The sequence below is a fragment of the Marinospirillum alkalitolerans genome (assembly GCF_045055655.1).
In the GTDB taxonomy this organism is placed as follows: Bacteria; Pseudomonadota; Gammaproteobacteria; order Pseudomonadales; family Halomonadaceae; genus Marinospirillum; species Marinospirillum alkalitolerans.
This window is the reverse complement of record NZ_JBANFI010000005.1, coordinates 198,977-214,555: the sequence shown is the minus strand read 5'-3', so window position 1 is coordinate 214,555 and position 15,579 is coordinate 198,977. Positions and strand designations below refer to the sequence as shown.

Here is a 15,579-nt window from a genome sequence, read left to right as displayed (position 1 = left end):
AGAGACCCAGACGAGCATGAGCCAAGCACAGCGTCAAGCCAGAATCCTCGAACAGATTCAGCTCAAGGGCTACCAGAGTATTGATGAGCTGGTGGCGACCCTTCACGTCACACCGCAAACCATCCGCCGTGATCTGAATCAGATGGCAGACAGAGGGGAGCTCGAGCGTCATCATGGCGGTGCTGGCCCCATTTCCAGCACGCAGAATGCGGCCTATCAGCTGCGTCAACGCAACGCCACAGCAGAAAAACAACGTATTGCGGCCTGTATTGCGCGCCAGATTCCGGATCAAGCTTCGTTATTTATTAATCTGGGGACCACTAACGAGCTGGTGGCTCAGGCGCTACTCGGCCACCGCGAACTCAAGATCGTCACCAATAATCTGATCGTGGCCTCCATTTTGAGTGCCAAAGCCGATTTCAGCGTGATTATTGCCGGTGGCGAGGTTCGGCATCGTGATGGCGGCATCGTGGGTGAGGCCACCCGCGATTTCATCCATCAGTTCAAACTCGATTACGGCATTATCGGCATCAGCGGGATAGATGAAGATGGTAGCCTGCTCGATTTTGATTATCAGGAAGTGCGTATTGCTCAAGCGATCATGAGCAATTCACGCGCTGTTTTTCTGGCCGCCGATCACAGCAAATTTGGTCGTCGCGCCATGGTCCGCCTGGGGCATCTCCAGCAGTGCACAGCGCTGTTTACTGATCGCACACCGCCAGCTGCGATCAAGGATCTGCTCCAGAGAGAAAATATTCGGCTCCATATCGCCGAATAAAGAACATTATCGAACGCAAAGACTTGTCTCCAATACTTAATCAGCCTTATATTGTCCAGATCGAAGCCAGAAAGTTGAATTTATTTTCGTTTCTTTTCATTTTGATGACAAAAGGAGGGCAGCATGGAGTCAAGGCACTATGATGTGCTGGTGATCGGTGGCGGCATCAATGGCGCGGGCATCGCAGCAGATGCGGCAGGTCGCGGACTCAGCGTCGCACTGCTGGAGGCTGAGGACTTGGCCAGCGGCACCTCAGCCTGGAGCTCAAAGCTGATTCATGGTGGATTGCGCTATCTGGAGCATTATGAGTTTCGCCTGGTCCGCGAAGCACTGGCCGAACGCGAAGTCCTGCTGCGCATAGCCCCCCATCTGGTCACTCCACTGCGCTTTCGTCTGCCGCACCATCAAGGCCTCCGCCCCGCATGGATGATCCGCGCCGGACTTTTTCTTTATGATCATCTCAGCCGCCGTGTCAGCCTCCCAGCTTCACACGCCATCACCTTTGATGCTGACTCAGCACTGAAACCTGAGTTTCATCAGGGCTTTGAGTACAGTGATTGCCGTGTTGATGATAGCCGTCTGGTCGTGGCCAATGCACAGCTTGCCGCTGAGCAAAGGGCCAGTATCCTCACGCGTCATAAAATGCTTCGCGCTGAACGCCAGCCTGGTGGATGGCAGGTCGAGGCACTGAGTCCCTCCGGCAAAACACTGACGCTCTTGACCAAGACCTTGGTCAATGCCGCTGGCCCATGGATTCGTCAGGTGCTGGATCAAATACAGGGCAGCCAGAGCAATCAGGATGTCAGATTGGTCAAGGGCAGCCACCTCATCGTCCCCCGTCTTGATGCCAGCGATGCAGCCTATATTCTGCAACATCAGGATGGACGTATTGTCTTTGTCATCCCCTATGGCGAGGCCTATTCACTGATTGGGACGACCGATGTTGACTATCAAGGTGATCCACGCGCTGTACAGATTGATGCCCAAGAAATGGATTATCTGCTCACCCTCGTTAACCAGTATTTCACCACTCAGCTGAAGCCTGAGGCTATCCTATGGAGCTTCTCCGGCGTGCGTCCGCTGATGCAGGGCGAGCAGGCAGGACAAGCTGCGGCCAAGGTCACGCGGGACTATCACTTGGAACTCGAACAGCCCGCTGGACAAGCACCACTGCTGTCGATCTTTGGCGGCAAGCTCACCACCTATCGCAAACTGGCAGAAGCGGCCTTAGCCAAGCTCCAGCCTTTTCTACCCCAGATGGGGCCCGCCTGGACAGAGCAGGCACGCTTACCAGGCGCTGAATCCATCTCGAGCCTCTCTCAGGCTCAGGCAGAGCTTCAGCAGGCTTATCCCTTTCTGCCACCAGCGACGGTCAAGCGCTTAATACAGGCCTATGGATTACGTGCTCACCACTGGCTCAATGGGGCGCAGTGTCTTGCTGATCTCGGCCCCAGCTTTGGGCCGCTCTTTGCCCGCGAGGTGGATTACTTAATCCGCCATGAGTGGGCGCAGACAAGCGAGGACATCCTATGGCGGCGCTCAAAAGCAGGCTTAGGACTCAAGGAACAAGATCGCCTCGCACTGGAAGCCTACCTCACCCAGAAGCCACCTGCCTAGCTTCCTAGCTTCCTAGCTTCCTAGCTTCCTAGCTTCCTAGCTTCCTAGCTTCCTAGCTTCCTAGCTTCCTAGCCCGCCAGCTTCACTAAATCATACCCACACACCAGCTTGCTGCTCGCTGACGCCCTCGGATCAAGGGCGCTCGGCTGAGTCAGCTGCGCGTCACGGATGACTTGCCATCTTCGCTCAACAAAACAGTCATCAAACTGTTGTTTGAAATTCATCTTCCCTCTCTAGTCTCAGCCCTCTACTTCTCTTCCTTCCAATAAATGAAACAAGAGCTACAGGGAAAAAACATGAACAAGAGCCGACTTTTAGGCGCGTTAATGCTGAGTGTTGCTTGCGGACAGGCCATGGCGACCACCACGCTGCACTGGTGGCATGCAATGGGTGGCGAACTGGGTGAAAAAGTAGAACAGATCGCCGCTGATTTTAATGCCACACAAAATGAGTATCGCGTTGTTCCTAGCTTTCGCGGCACCTATGCTGAGACGATGACGGGCGCGATTGCGGCCTTTCGCGCGCGCCAACAGCCCCATATAGTGCAGGTATTCGAAGTGGGCACAGGCACCATGATGGCGGCAGAAAGCGCCATCTATCCAATTTATCAACTGATGAATGAGCAGGGCTATCGCTTTGAGCAACAGGCTTTTCTGCCCGCGGTAGTCGGCTACTACACGGATCCACAGGGCAATATGCTGTCCTTCCCGTTTAACTCATCAACGCCAATCATGTATTACAACCGCGACGCTTTTGTCCGTGCTGGCCTCGATCCTGATCAGCCACCACGCACCTGGGAAGAGATGGCCGTGGTATCGCGCCAGTTACGTGATACGGGCGCCAGTCGCTGTGGTTTTACCACTTCTTGGCCCAGCTGGTTAATGCTGGAGAACTTCAGCGCTTGGCACAATTTGCCTTTAGGCACCCGCGCCAATGGTTTTGGTGGTTTTGATACCGAACTGGTCTTTAATAACCCAACCGTGGCCCGTCATTGGGATAACCTGAAAACCTGGCAGGATCAAGGCCTCTTCCGCTGGGGTGGCCCAGGTCCAGGTGCCGATGCGGCACCGATGTTCTACTCAGGCGAGTGCGCGATGTTCTTCGGTTCCTCTGCCAGCCGCGCGGGTGTACTGGCCAACGCTCAGTTTGATGTCGGCTTTGGTTTCCAGCCCTACTACAGTGATGTTGAAGGCGCACCACAAAACAGCATTATCGGTGGCGCGACCCTTTGGGTCCTTCGCGGTCATCGTCAGGCTGACTATGCTGGCGTGGCGGCTTTCTTCAATTACCTGTCTCAGCCAGAAGTGCAAGCCGCTTGGCATCAGGATACCGGATATCTGCCGATCACTCAGGCCGCTTACAGCTTGAGCCAAGAGCAGGGCTACTACGCAGCCAACCCAGGTTCGGACACCTCGATCCGTCAGATGACACTCAATCCACCAACAGAAAACTCGATGGGGCTGCGCTTTGGTCAATTTGTGCAGATCCGCGACATTATTTCTGAAGAGATGGAAGCGGTGATGACTGGGCGCAAAACTGGCCAGCAAGCCGCTGACGCCGCCGTTCAGCGTGGCAACCGCCTGCTGCGCGAGTTTGAAGCCACCCACCGCTAAATGCATTTTTGAGTCTGCCCCCAGCCAACTGGGGGCTTTTATTTGTCTTGGATTGTTCGTTTTTTCACTATTTGGATTCGCTATGCAAACCAAACGTATGACCTTTCAGCACCGCTGGCTACCCTATGCGCTGCTCGCTCCTCAGGTCATGATCACGCTGATCTTTTTTATCTGGCCGGCTTCCCAGGCTCTTTACCAATCCGTGCTCAGGCAGGATGCTTTTGGTATTCATACCAGCTTTGTTGGTTTCAAGAACTTTATGGATTTGTTGACCGATCCGCTTTATCTGAACTCGATGAAGGTCACGCTGGTTTTTGCACTGAGCACCACCTTGCTGTCGATGTCTGTCGCGCTGCTGTTTGCGCTGCTGGTCAACAAGATGCTCCGTAGCCGCGATGTCTATACAACCCTGCTGGTCTGGCCCTATGCCATTGCGCCGGTCATTGCTGGGGTGCTCTGGTGGTTCTTATTTAATCCCTCTATTGGGATCATGACCTATCTACTCCAAGGCCTGGGCTTTGAATGGAATCATCGCGCCAATGCCAACCATGCTATGGCTTTGGTCGTCATTGCCGCCGCCTGGAAGCAAATCTCCTATAACTTCCTGTTTTTTCTTGCTGGCTTGCAATCTATCCCACAATCCTTGATTGAGGCGGCCGCCATTGATGGCGCAGGCCCCTTCAAGCGTTTCTACAGCCTGATCCTGCCTCTCTTATCGCCGGTGACCTTTTTTCTGCTGGTCGTCAACATAGTCTACGCCATGTTTGACACCTTCGGGGTCATCCACGCCACCACCGAAGGCGGGCCAGCACAAGCCACCAACATTCTGGTGTACAAGGTGTTTCGTGATGGCTTTATCGGCATGAATCTTGGCTCATCGGCAGCCCAGTCAGTGATTCTGATGCTGATTGTGATCGGGCTGACCGTGGTGCAGTTCCGCTTTATTGAACGCAAAGTGAACTATTGAGGCTCAAGTTATGGTAGAGAATCGTCCGTGGGCCAATATCCTGGCTCACCTGCTTTTGATCAGCGGCGTGGCACTGGTTGCCTTTCCGATCTATGTCGCTCTGATTGCGTCCACCCATCCAGCAGGCAGCTTTGTTTCAGGCAGCATGCCGCTGTTGCCCGGCGGGCATTTCTGGGAGAACTACACCACCGTGATCCAGGAGGGGCGTTCACGCGCAGGCACACCACCCATCGGCCTCATGCTATGGAATAGCCTGCTGATGGCGCTGGCAATCACCCTGGGCAAGCTGGCTGTGTCCCTGCTGTCGGCCTTCGCGATCGTCTATTTTCGCTTTCGCTTTCGGATGGTGTTCTTCTGGCTGATCTTTCTGACGCTAATGCTGCCTGTCGAAGTCAGGATTGTGCCAACCTTTCAAGTGGTGGCCAATTTAAACCTGCTCAACAGCTTTGCCGGCTTGTCTATCCCGTTGATTGCCTCTGCTACCGCCACCTTCTTGTTCCGTCAGTTTTTTATGACCGTGCCAGAAGAAATGCTCGAGGCTGCACGCGTCGATGGCGCAGGCCCGTTTAAGTTTTTAAAAGATATTCTGCTTCCGCTTTCGATCACCAATATCGCAGCCTTGTTTGTGATCATGTTCATTTATGGCTGGAACCAGTATCTCTGGCCCCTGCTGATCACCACCGATCAAAGCTACTACACCATTGTGATGGGCATACAGCGCATGGTGACGGCAGCTGATAGCGAACCCTTATGGCATCTGGTGATGGCGACCGTCATTCTTGCCGCACTGCCCCCAACCCTCGTCATTTTGCTGATGCAGCGCCTTTTCGTGAAAGGCCTGACTGAGACAGAAAAATAATTGGAGAACAACAAGATGGCAACGATTCAGATTCAACAACTCGCCAAAACCTATGCGCAGGATGTGCATGCCGTGAAGGGGATCGACCTAGATATCGCCGATGGCGAATTTATTGTGCTGGTTGGCCCCTCCGGCTGTGGCAAGTCGACGCTGCTGCGCATGATTGCTGGCCTTGAAACCATCACCAGCGGACAGCTCCATATTGGTGATCGCCAGGTTAACCATCTCGAACCCTCTGAGCGGGATATCGCGATGGTGTTTCAAAACTATGCGCTCTATCCGCATATGACCGTGTATAACAATCTTGCTTATGGCCTGAAAAATCGCGGCTATCGTCAAGCCGAGATAGAAGAGCGGGTACAAAAAACAGCCAAGATGCTTGAAATTGAGCCCTTTCTGGCACGCAAACCTAAGGCTTTATCCGGCGGACAACGCCAGCGTGTTGCCATGGGGCGAGCCTTAGTTCGTGAACCCGCCGCCTTTTTACTGGATGAGCCACTCTCGAATCTGGATGCCAAACTACGCGTCCAGATGCGGGTTGAAATCAAACAGCTACAAAAGCGTTTGCACACCACGACCCTCTATGTCACCCACGATCAGCTGGAAGCCCTCACCCTGGCAGACAGGTTAGTCGTCATGAACCAAGGCCGCGTTGAGCAGGTCGGCAGCCCGATGGAAGTTTACAAGCGACCTGCCAGCCTGTTTGTTGCCCAGTTTATCGGCTCACCCGCGATGAACCTGCTGCCGATCGAGGCACTGGCCAGCAGCGAAGTGGCCAAGCTGGCCTCACTGCCGCCAAAAACAGATATTCTGGGTGTGCGACCAGATGCACTGAGCTTGAGCTGCCCACAAGAGCCAGCCCTGGCGCTGGCCTGTCACTGCACCCTCTTTGAACCCGCTGGGGCAGAAAGCCACCTGTATCTGACGCTGGATCAGCAGCAGCAACCTCTATGTGTGCGTGTTGAGAGTGACTGTGCTATTCGAGAAGGTGAGGCCGTGACCCTCTATCTGCCGCTGTCACAGATCCATCCCTTTAATCAGCACACGGGGCAGCGCACTGATTCAGACCCAGCGACCTCCTCCCCCAAAGCCTCTCCGTCACAGCAGCATGATCTGGCAACGCAATGGCAGGCGCAAGCGCGTCCAGCACTAGAGATCAGGTGATAAAAAAATTAAGGCAGTGAGGATCAAACGCCAAGCCCTGCAAGCCCTCGGACTGACATAGATCCTTGAGGGCTTGCGTGGCGTACAGATGCAAACAGCCTTCAATCTGAGATTTAAACACCCATTGACCGCGCGCATCCTGCGGATCAAACACCAATCTGGTCAGCTCACCGGTTCGAGGACAAACTTGAGTCTGGCTTGGGTCTTCACGCCAGAAGGACAAGACACGCGCCAGCGTCGCAGGCTCTCCATCAACCTTGAGCGGCAAGAACTCGACATCTGCAGCCAACTGAGCACGTACAAGCTGCTCGGCACGTGAGTTAAGTAGCAGAAAAGCCCCCCATACAGCCAGATCCGGCCGTTGAGTGCTAGAGCTATCACGCATCACCCAGCGTGCAGAACCCGCCTCCCAAACATCGGCCAGCGGCTGTGGATCCTGCGCCTGATGGCGTAAACGCCGCAACAAAGCCAGATCTTGCTTCTCAAACGCGCGCTGATAGAGATCAAATTCGAGGTGGCAATCCGCCTGCTGCGCATTTTTCAATAAATAGTGATGCATGCTCATCCGTCATTTAACTGATACAAACCCTGCCCTCAGGGACAAGGGGAGCTTGTTCCTGCTGCGCAGCTTGGCGCGCACGGCGACGCTCCCAGATCTTCTCGTGAATATGGTAAGCCACGGTATTCACCGCCGGTTCAATGATCGCTGCCAGACTGCTGATCAGCAAATCCCCGGTCATCAACCAAACAACAGTAAAAGCAACACTGAAATGGGTGATCGCAAAAGTGATGGTCTTGGTCATGGTGGATCTCCTCTTATTCATTGATCAGCGGCCGCAGCCGATAAGTGAATGATACTCATTCTTATCAATAAATCGAGAAAATCGTTATCATCAAAAAGATAGCTAGAAGCTATTTAGAGGAGCGCATCCAGTCCAGCAGCAGGCAGCAGATGACCCAGACCTGAGTCTGGGCCAGCACAGGGTCTTAGAAACCAGCGCGCAGGTAAGCGCCGACATAGGGGCCGCTGAGCGTCAGATCACCATAGGTGTCATCCAAGTCATCTAGCTCAAGGCTCATACGACGATAACCCAGCTCAACACCCGGTTTAATCAAAGGTAAGGCGTTGTATTGATAACGCAGATAGGCGCTCATATCGCTGAGGCTGTTACCACTATAGCCTATCGCATTCACCTGCCCACCCACAGAAAGATTCAGTGGCAGATCTAGGCGGCCACCTAGGTAACCCATCGGCACTGGCGCGCTCAGGCTGATGCTTTCGCGTGCTTGCTCGCCGTTACTATTGCTACCTTCAACGGTAAACTCACCATCGAACAGGCGCAGAGTCACACCTAGCTCAAGGCGCGCCGTCACCAAAGGCAAAAAGGAGGTGACACCATCCAACAGACGATAGTAGGCCGTGACATCGGTATGCGATAAGTCGACTCGGTTATTCAACTGGCCGTTAAATTCGGTGCCATTGAAGGTAAAGTTGGCAGTGCGCTGCCCGGTCAGATCAAGCTGGGTTTGGCTCAAACGCAGATTCGGCAGCACCGGCAGGAAGTGATCAATCTGCAGGCTCAGGGCTGTCGCGCCTTCACTAGAAAGACCAAGGCTGTCTTTCAGCGCAATCGGATCTTCAGTGCTTAAACCTTGAATCTCACCTGAAGGACTGGCATTCCAGTACTGACCGGCTAAAGAAACATTCAACTCAAGAGCCTGAGCGCTTGTTGCACCCAGTAAGGAAGTCGCAGCAACAGCCAGTGCGAGAAGGCGCATAAAAAAATCTCCGCTATCAAGGTTAAGAATAGCGGAGATCTTAGCGGCTTAGGTTAAGCAATACCAGCGCTTCAGTTGGGCTTTGTTTAGCTGGTCACAGGATATAAAAAAAACAGCAGATACAAGGCCGTCAAAAGACTGCTTAACCCCAGTGCAACCCAGACAAAAAGCTCACCGGCATAATGCTCAGGAGATCGACGGATCGAGCGCAATGCATAAAGGGCCGCACCGATGGCAAAGGGTAGAAACCAAGGGCCAAAAGGAATGGCCGCAAAAGCAAACAAGAGCGCAATAATCGACCAGTTATGATTGATACGCTGTTGCGGTTCCTTCTGCTGTTCATTGATCATGATCAAAACTCAACAAGTGGCTAAAAAGTACACCTTTTCACTCGAGATCGCGCTTGGCACTCAGCGTGATGGACACCGAATCAGAAAAACGCAAAGCATGCGGCTTATCGACTTCAACCTGCGCCCAGAGCACCTGCTGATGCTCCATGACCAGATCGAGCAGCTCACGGGTCAAGCGCTCTAAAAGCGCAAAGCGGCCCTGCTCAACATGCTGAATCAGCTTTTTGGTGATGGTGCGATAATTGAGGGCTTCATCGATCTGGTTAAAAGCTACAGCACGATCCGCTGGGTATTTTAACACCACGTTGATCACAATATCCTGCTGGTTTTGTATCTCGTCTTCTTTAATTCCGATATAGGTGCGCAGGCGCAGATTTTTAATTCGGATGGTGGCCAGGGCATCAGCATCACTCAGCGGCATCATCTATTCCTCTTGATCATCTTATGACATGCTTGACTCTGGCTGCGCCATCACTTCACGCAGCCACAAGGACAGGGATTATTCCACCAGTTTAAGAAACTCTTGGCGGGTCATGGCTGAGCTTTTTAACTGCCCCAGCATCACTGAAGAACGCATGCTGGCATTTTGTTTTTCAACGCCACGCATCATCATGCACATATGCTTGGCTTCGACAATCACACCCACACCGGCCGCACCAGTCACTTCTTCGACTGCCTCAGCAATCTGTTGCGTCAGCTGCTCTTGAATCTGCAAGCGGCGCGCAAATAGATCCACAATACGTGCAAATTTAGACAAGCCCAAAACCTTGCCTTGGGGGAGATAACCAATATGGCAATGACCAATAAAAGGCAGTAGGTGATGTTCGCACATCGAATAAAACTCAATATTCTTCACCACCACCAGTTCATCTGCACTGGAGCTAAACACGGCACCATTAGTGACTTCTTCCAGCGTCTGGCGATAACCTTTGGTCAGATAATTCATCGCCTTGGCAGCCCGCTTGGGGGTATCCAGCAAACCTTCACGCTGCGGATCCTCACCCAGCTGAACCAACAGCTGCTGATAAAGAGGTGTAATGGCTTCTATTCTTTGTTCATCCGCGTTGACATTAAGGCTTAGGTTAGGCGTAGGCAGGGTCATCTTTTATACCTTGTTCGTTCTTGGTACAACTACTGTATATGTTTTGTCTGGCAAGAGCCAGCCTTTTTCTGACTAAAAGAGTCAAGTTATTCTATCATCATTGCTTATGCGCAGGGCGAGCTGAAGAAACTCAGCCAATAGGTTAACAGATGCGTCAAATTGACATGAAACATCACGCGCGGGTGTTTGCTATAATCGGGCGATCTTTATTCACCATTCACCGAACTGGATTGAATCATGAAAAAAATTGCAACAAGCCTTCTTCTTGCCAGTTGTTCCTTTGGTCTCCTTGCTGACACCAGCCTTCCTCTTGCCAGCGGCTTACAGCTCGAAGGTGAGGTACTCAGCCAAATCGAGTTGAGCGATGGGCAACGCAAAGAGAATGTCTGGTTCTCGATCAATACCAGCCAAGTTCAGGGAAGTTCCAGCGAATCGCTGTCGAATTGCATCCTGACCAGCCACCTGAGCCTACAGCAAGGCAGCTTGCAAGCCCAACCTCAGCAACTACGCTGCATTACACTAGAAGGCGAAGTCTTCACCAGCCCAGCTGGATTTCCGGCTCGCTTGAATCTGGCAACAGCGGATGTCTGCACTTCTTCTGGCGCTAGCTGCACACAGGTAACACTGCAACCTCAGGCCACCTATCTGTTTCAGCTCAGCGCGAACACGCAGCTGAATGCTGAATATAATGCAACACGCGAACTCAATCGTATGCGCTTAGAGCTAGAGCCTGATCAAGCACCTTGATCTCGCCCTTGCCTCTCGCTCACCCCAGCCATCGCTGGGGTTTTTTGTGCTTGAGAAACAAAAGCGCGAGCGCATGAGCTCAAATTGCTGCTAACGTGCAGCCAAAGCCCGATAGCGCTGCTGCGCCTCAGTGACCTTGCGAATATAGCCGCGTGCTTCAGCCGCAGGGTGGTTGTGGTGCAAGCGGTGATAGACCTGCTCAGGCGTCAGCTGATTAATCACCTGCACCGCCTGACGACGATCCGAGTGGAAGGTTCGTAGCACATTACCCGCGCCACCATTGTAGCCAGAGATAATCGCATACTCGCGCGACAGCGGGTGGGTGATATCCTTCAAGTAGATATCACGCAGGATCGAAATATAAGCCGCACCCATATCAATATTGTTCGCGGGATTAAAAAGATACTCACGTGTTGGCTGGTCATTGCGCTGTTTGATGCGCTGGAAGACATCACGCCCTGCTGTTGAGGGAACGATCTGCATTAAACCATAGGCCGGAATATGGCTGGTGGCGTAGGGGTTGAAATGGCTCTCGGTCTCCATAATCGCGTAGATCAGCGTTTCATCCACGTTATAACGCTGGCTGGCCTGACGCACCAGATTTTCAAACTGCTGCCCACGAACCTGCGTATGGTTTTCAACCAGAGGGATTTCTACACGATAGATGGTGCGCCCATCGCGTTGCACTTCTTGTAACTGGTTCTCGACCAGATAATCGGCATAGCGATTGGCGCGCCACTCCCAGCGCACTGGCACACCCTCATGGTCAAGCACCTGTCCAGCGAGGAGTGCAGGCCCCGTGTAGGTGATCGCGCGATCTGAATAGATCTCTGGATTCTCGGCATCAAAAGGCGTCAAGAGAGTGGTCACGATGGCCTCTCTGAGTCTTTCGCGCGGCTGATTAGGGTCCAGTGTTTCGACCACTACGCGCCCTTGATCAAAATCCATCGCGCCACGACTTTGGAAGGCATCCGTATATTTCACAAACTGATGTGCATTGGTCGCAGTGGCGGCGGCCTCACCCCAGCGCTGGCTAACCTGCTGCTGCAACTCACTCAGACGCTGCTGATATTGACGCAGTTCCTGCTCCAGCGCCTGAATGGTTTCTTGATGGCCTTGTAAGTCCTGCGCCAGATTAGGGTAGCGCGCCAGCCAGCTGGGCGTCTCTTCCTCTGTGGGCTGAGATTCGCGTTCTGGTGCAGCAACCGGCAACGGAGCCAGGGGCGCAGGCACACTCGATCTCGTCGGTGAGGCTGCGGGGGGTGGCGGCGTCAGCTCAGGGCGCGGCAGACTGATGACTTCGATCTCGGCATCATCCCCTAAAGGCACACCCTGCTGTGGATTCGCGGGCAGCACCTGCACATGCGTCACAGGCGCGGCCGTAGAACGAGGCTCAGGGGCCGGCGTGGGTGCAGGACGCGCTGGCGCCGGCGGCGAAGGCCGACTCTGACTCTCTGCTGCGCGCGGCACTGCTGGTGTATGCATCACCCCTGTTGGCCCTTCAGTACGGCCTACAGCCACATGCCCAGAAGTCCCATGATTGATTCCGCCCTGACAGCCTACCAACACCAGACTGACCGATAGACCTAGCCAGCGCCACTGACGACTCCGCCTCACACTCACATCTCCTTGGGTCACCCACAGGGGCCCGACTTCTGATTCAGCGTTGACTGACCAAACCGATCCCGACAGGCAACTCTGCCTTCGAAAAGCCGACCTGATCATAAACGGCCGATTATAAACCAAAGAACAAGACAAGCGCCCAAGGCTGGTCTAAAATCTTTGTAAACAAAAGCAACAGACTCGTCGGCAGCGGGTTCTCAGTGAAGTTTTGTGTACTGCGGCCGATACCTGAGACTCTACCTGCCCCGCTGTTACAGCAAGGGCCTAGATCTTGGATTCAATATGGTCATCAACACCTCTCACTTACAGCCCAGCTTCACCAGCTTGGCACGCCCTAAGTCTGCGACTAGCGCAGAGACGTCTTCGGCTTTTGCTGCTGAGTTGAGCGCTGCCGCGCCAGCGCTACCACGCCAAGAAGTTCAACCAACACAGCTTCATGCCCAACAACAAAGCGAAGAAGCCTTCTGGTCTCAACTCGCCTTCAATAGTGCGCCCAATGAAGAAGCAGCCGAAGAGGAAGAAGCTGTACTTAACTATCGCACCAATGAAAAGCAATTTCGGCCACCTCTGCCGATCAGCTTTGCTTTTGGTATACCAAGGCCACGCGCTGTGGCGGTGATGATGCGCCACCCGATTGTTGGCAACGAAGCACCAGCCAGTCGCGCACAAGCCATACTGGAAACGCTACAACTGGCCGCAACCGACCGCCTGCCCTATCTAAAAGGTGCAGGCTTTTATGTGGCGGCCTGATCAGCCCGCTTTATCGCTTCGCGCTCTGACCCCTGCGATCCCTTTTCATTCTTCACAAGCACAACGCCAGGTCATCAATTCGGCTTGACACTGCTGAGAATATCGCCTAAGTTTCAAACATACGTTTGAACACTCAGCTCAACGTAGCTAAACAAACAATAACGAGTCTACCCTGTGAGGTCTTTCTATGCCGACTTATAAAGCCCCTTTACGCGACATTCGCTTTGTGATGAATGAGCTGCTGAATTTCAATGGCCACTACGCAGCCCTGCCAAATGGTGAAGAAGCCATTGAAGTAGTGGATGCGATCCTCGAAGAAGGCGCTAAGTTTGCCGAAAATGTGCTCACGCCCTTGAATCAAATTGGTGACCAGCAAGGCTGTACTTTAAAAGATGGCAAGGTCATTACGCCTGAAGGCTTTAAAGAAGCCTACCAGCAGTATGTCGATGGTGGCTGGCCCTCCATGACTCAGAATCCTGAGTACGGCGGCCAAGGTCTGCCCCACTCTTTGGGTCTGACCCTGAATGAAATGATCTGCTCTTCTAACCTGGCATGGGGCATGTACCCAGGCCTGTCTCACGGCGCCATGAGCGCACTGGAGCACCATGGTACAGAAGAACTCAAGCAAACCTACCTGACCAAACTAGTAGAAGGTCGCTGGACAGGCACCATGTGTTTGACCGAGCCTCATTGTGGTACTGACTTGGGCCTGATCAAAACCAAAGCCCTGCCCCAAGAAGATGGCAGCTTTAAAGTCACCGGTACTAAGATCTTTATTTCTGCTGGTGAGCATGAGCTGTCTGAAAACATCGTTCATCTGGTGCTGGCGAAGCTGCCAGATGCGCCAGAAGGCAGCAAGGGTATCTCCCTATTTGTGATTCCTAAGTTCATGCCAGATGCACAAGGCGAAGCTGGCGAGCGTAATGCTGTTTCTTGTGGTTCTTTAGAGCACAAGATGGGTATTCACGGCAACTCGACTTGCGTCATGAACTTTGATAACGCCACTGGCTTTATGGTGGGTCAGCCCAACAAAGGTCTGGCGGCGATGTTCACCATGATGAACGCTGCACGTATCGGTGTTGGTATTCAGGGCCAGGGCCTGATTGAAGTCTCCTTCCAGAATGCGTTGGCTTATGCACGTGATCGTCTGCAAATGCGCGCTCTGTCTGGCGCCAAAGCACCAGAAAAAGCCGCTGATCCAATCATCGTTCACCCTGATGTACGTCGCATGCTGCTCACGCAAAAAGCCTTTAGTGAAGGTGGTCGTGCGCTGATTCTTTATACTGCTCAGCTGATCGATCTGGTTGAAGCAGGTAGCGATGAACAGAAGAAAGAAGCCGATGAGATCCTGGGCCTGCTGACGCCTATCGTCAAAGCCTTCCTGACTGAAGTCGGCTTTGAAGCCACCAACGAAGGTCTTCAAGTCTTCGGCGGTCATGGCTTTATCCAAGAGTGGGGCATGGAGCAGTTTGTACGCGATGCGCGTATTACCCGTCTCTATGAAGGCACCACCGGTATTCAAGCACTGGATCTGCTCGGCCGTAAAGTACTGATGAACCAAGGTGAAACTCTGCGTAAATTCACCAAGCAGATTCACAAATACTGCCAAGCCGCTGAAGCCAAAGAAGGCATGAGCCAGTTCACTCAACCCCTAGCTGAGCTGAACAAAGAGTGGGGCGAGCTAACGATGAAAATCGGTATGAGCGCCATGCAGAACCGTGATGAAGTTGGTGCGGCCTCTGTCGACTACCTGATGTACGCTGGCTATGTGCTGCTGGGCTACTTCTGGGCACAGATGGCAGAAATTGCGCAACAGAAACTGGCTGAAGGCACCAACGAAGCCGCCTTCTACCAAGCCAAGCTGGACACAGCTGTGTTCTACTTCAAGCGTCTGCTACCACGCACTAAGACTCATGCTACCGCCATGACTGCGGGTGTTGATTCTTTGGCTCGCATGGATGCTGATGCCTTTGGCTTAGGTTTTGAAATCTAATCCCTGATGTTCCTTTGTGTTTGAGTCTTTTGGGCAGCCCTGTGCTGCCCTTTTTTATGCCTGATCAATACGCATTTCTAACATAACCCTAAAAGTTCAAGGGATTTCTACTTCTTCGCGCTTGCAACCTGAGCTTCATCAAGCCAAGCTAGACTCAACTGACTCAACCCAGCGCCACATCAACAAGACTTATAGGTCACACACTAGACTTGTCGAGCGAAAGGTAAAGTCAGTAAG

Annotated in this window: 16 protein-coding genes; 9 read left to right on the top strand and 7 right to left on the bottom strand. The window is 53.1% G+C overall.

Annotated elements, in window-relative coordinates; translation table 11 throughout:
- Positions 1-16: 16 nt before the first annotated feature.
- The 6 genes from V6U78_RS09745 (at position 17) to ugpC (ending at position 6,998) form a co-directional block, all read left to right on the top strand.
- A complete protein-coding gene (locus V6U78_RS09745) occupies positions 17-778 on the top strand; it encodes a DeoR/GlpR family transcriptional regulator (RefSeq protein WP_405339888.1) in 762 nt (253 codons plus the stop codon).
- Between the two features lie 123 nt (positions 779-901).
- Entirely contained in the window at positions 902-2,395 is a 1,494-nt protein-coding gene (glpD, locus tag V6U78_RS09740; RefSeq protein WP_405339886.1) for a glycerol-3-phosphate dehydrogenase, read from the top strand.
- A 296-nt stretch (positions 2,396-2,691) separates the two neighbouring features.
- A complete protein-coding gene (ugpB, locus tag V6U78_RS09735) occupies positions 2,692-4,008 on the top strand; it encodes a sn-glycerol-3-phosphate ABC transporter substrate-binding protein UgpB (protein ID WP_405339884.1) in 1,317 nt (438 codons plus the stop codon).
- An 82-nt stretch (positions 4,009-4,090) separates the two neighbouring features.
- Positions 4,091-4,975 carry a sn-glycerol-3-phosphate ABC transporter permease UgpA gene (gene ugpA, locus V6U78_RS09730; RefSeq protein WP_405339882.1) on the top strand — a complete coding sequence of 295 codons (885 nt, stop codon included), beginning with the start codon at positions 4,091-4,093 and terminating at the stop codon, positions 4,973-4,975.
- Between the two features lie 10 nt (positions 4,976-4,985).
- Positions 4,986-5,834 (top strand): sn-glycerol-3-phosphate ABC transporter permease UgpE, encoded by an 849-nt coding sequence (gene ugpE, locus V6U78_RS09725; RefSeq protein ID WP_405339880.1) that lies wholly within the window; start codon positions 4,986-4,988, stop codon positions 5,832-5,834.
- A gap of 15 nt (positions 5,835-5,849) precedes the next feature.
- Entirely contained in the window at positions 5,850-6,998 is a 1,149-nt protein-coding gene (gene ugpC / locus V6U78_RS09720; RefSeq protein WP_405339878.1) for a sn-glycerol-3-phosphate ABC transporter ATP-binding protein UgpC, read from the top strand.
- Here the strand turns inward: ugpC and V6U78_RS09715 are convergent.
- From V6U78_RS09715 to folE, 6 genes are all read right to left on the bottom strand, one after another.
- The gene (locus tag V6U78_RS09715; RefSeq protein ID WP_405339876.1) at positions 6,991-7,557 is read right to left on the bottom strand and encodes a hypothetical protein; all 567 of its coding nucleotides are present in this window, start codon (positions 7,555-7,557) and stop codon (positions 6,991-6,993) included. The genes ugpC and V6U78_RS09715 overlap by 8 nt on opposite strands.
- Positions 7,558-7,570: 13 nt before the next feature.
- Positions 7,571-7,801 (bottom strand): DUF2061 domain-containing protein, encoded by a 231-nt coding sequence (locus tag V6U78_RS09710; RefSeq protein WP_405339874.1) that lies wholly within the window; start codon positions 7,799-7,801, stop codon positions 7,571-7,573.
- Between the two features lie 184 nt (positions 7,802-7,985).
- A complete protein-coding gene (locus V6U78_RS09705; RefSeq protein WP_405339872.1) occupies positions 7,986-8,777 on the bottom strand; it encodes a TIGR04219 family outer membrane beta-barrel protein in 792 nt (263 codons plus the stop codon).
- An 86-nt stretch (positions 8,778-8,863) separates the two neighbouring features.
- The gene (locus V6U78_RS09700) at positions 8,864-9,127 is read right to left on the bottom strand and encodes a hypothetical protein (RefSeq protein ID WP_405339870.1); all 264 of its coding nucleotides are present in this window, start codon (positions 9,125-9,127) and stop codon (positions 8,864-8,866) included.
- Between the two features lie 37 nt (positions 9,128-9,164).
- Complete coding sequence (gene folX / locus V6U78_RS09695) at positions 9,165-9,548, bottom strand: dihydroneopterin triphosphate 2'-epimerase (RefSeq protein ID WP_405340154.1); 384 nt, start codon at positions 9,546-9,548, stop codon at positions 9,165-9,167.
- Between the two features lie 78 nt (positions 9,549-9,626).
- Positions 9,627-10,229 carry a GTP cyclohydrolase I FolE gene (folE, locus tag V6U78_RS09690; RefSeq protein WP_405339868.1) on the bottom strand — a complete coding sequence of 201 codons (603 nt, stop codon included), beginning with the start codon at positions 10,227-10,229 and terminating at the stop codon, positions 9,627-9,629.
- A gap of 237 nt (positions 10,230-10,466) precedes the next feature.
- Between folE and V6U78_RS09685 the strand changes: the two genes are divergently transcribed.
- Entirely contained in the window at positions 10,467-10,976 is a 510-nt protein-coding gene (locus tag V6U78_RS09685) for a hypothetical protein (RefSeq protein ID WP_405339866.1), read from the top strand.
- 90 nt (positions 10,977-11,066) lie between these two features.
- On the opposite strand, the gene mltC is transcribed toward V6U78_RS09685, so the two are convergent.
- Positions 11,067-12,593, bottom strand: a complete 1,527-nt coding sequence (gene mltC / locus V6U78_RS09680; RefSeq protein ID WP_405339864.1) for a membrane-bound lytic murein transglycosylase MltC — start codon at positions 12,591-12,593, stop codon at positions 11,067-11,069.
- A gap of 288 nt (positions 12,594-12,881) precedes the next feature.
- Here mltC and V6U78_RS09675 point away from each other — a divergent pair, with 288 nt between their 5' ends.
- On the top strand, positions 12,882-13,349 hold the full coding sequence (locus V6U78_RS09675) for a hypothetical protein (RefSeq protein WP_405339862.1): 468 nt from the start codon (positions 12,882-12,884) through the stop codon (positions 13,347-13,349).
- Between the two features lie 187 nt (positions 13,350-13,536).
- Positions 13,537-15,342: an acyl-CoA dehydrogenase C-terminal domain-containing protein gene (locus V6U78_RS09670; protein WP_405339860.1), complete on the top strand. Its 1,806-nt coding sequence runs from the start codon at positions 13,537-13,539 to the stop codon at positions 15,340-15,342.
- The last annotated feature ends 237 nt before the right edge of the window (positions 15,343-15,579 follow it).

Bases quoted from the DNA above. Each gene is read 5' to 3' on its own strand.
- V6U78_RS09745 (WP_405339888.1), top strand. From the start codon at position 17: ATGAGCCAAGCACAGCGTCAAGCCAGAATCCTCGAACAGATTCAGCTC.
- V6U78_RS09710 (WP_405339874.1), bottom strand. From the start codon at position 7,801: ATGACCAAGACCATCACTTTTGCGATCACCCATTTCAGTGTTGCTTTT.
- ugpA (WP_405339882.1), top strand. From the start codon at position 4,091: ATGCAAACCAAACGTATGACCTTTCAGCACCGCTGGCTACCCTATGCG.
- glpD (WP_405339886.1), top strand. From the start codon at position 902: ATGGAGTCAAGGCACTATGATGTGCTGGTGATCGGTGGCGGCATCAAT.
- ugpC (WP_405339878.1), top strand. From the start codon at position 5,850: ATGGCAACGATTCAGATTCAACAACTCGCCAAAACCTATGCGCAGGAT.
- V6U78_RS09715 (WP_405339876.1), bottom strand. From the start codon at position 7,557: ATGCATCACTATTTATTGAAAAATGCGCAGCAGGCGGATTGCCACCTC.
- V6U78_RS09685 (WP_405339866.1), top strand. From the start codon at position 10,467: ATGAAAAAAATTGCAACAAGCCTTCTTCTTGCCAGTTGTTCCTTTGGT.
- V6U78_RS09705 (WP_405339872.1), bottom strand. From the start codon at position 8,777: ATGCGCCTTCTCGCACTGGCTGTTGCTGCGACTTCCTTACTGGGTGCA.
- folX (WP_405340154.1), bottom strand. From the start codon at position 9,548: ATGCCGCTGAGTGATGCTGATGCCCTGGCCACCATCCGAATTAAAAAT.
- ugpE (WP_405339880.1), top strand. From the start codon at position 4,986: ATGGTAGAGAATCGTCCGTGGGCCAATATCCTGGCTCACCTGCTTTTG.
- V6U78_RS09670 (WP_405339860.1), top strand. From the start codon at position 13,537: ATGCCGACTTATAAAGCCCCTTTACGCGACATTCGCTTTGTGATGAAT.
- V6U78_RS09675 (WP_405339862.1), top strand. From the start codon at position 12,882: ATGGTCATCAACACCTCTCACTTACAGCCCAGCTTCACCAGCTTGGCA.
- ugpB (WP_405339884.1), top strand. From the start codon at position 2,692: ATGAACAAGAGCCGACTTTTAGGCGCGTTAATGCTGAGTGTTGCTTGC.
- folE (WP_405339868.1), bottom strand. From the start codon at position 10,229: ATGACCCTGCCTACGCCTAACCTAAGCCTTAATGTCAACGCGGATGAA.
- V6U78_RS09700 (WP_405339870.1), bottom strand. From the start codon at position 9,127: ATGATCAATGAACAGCAGAAGGAACCGCAACAGCGTATCAATCATAAC.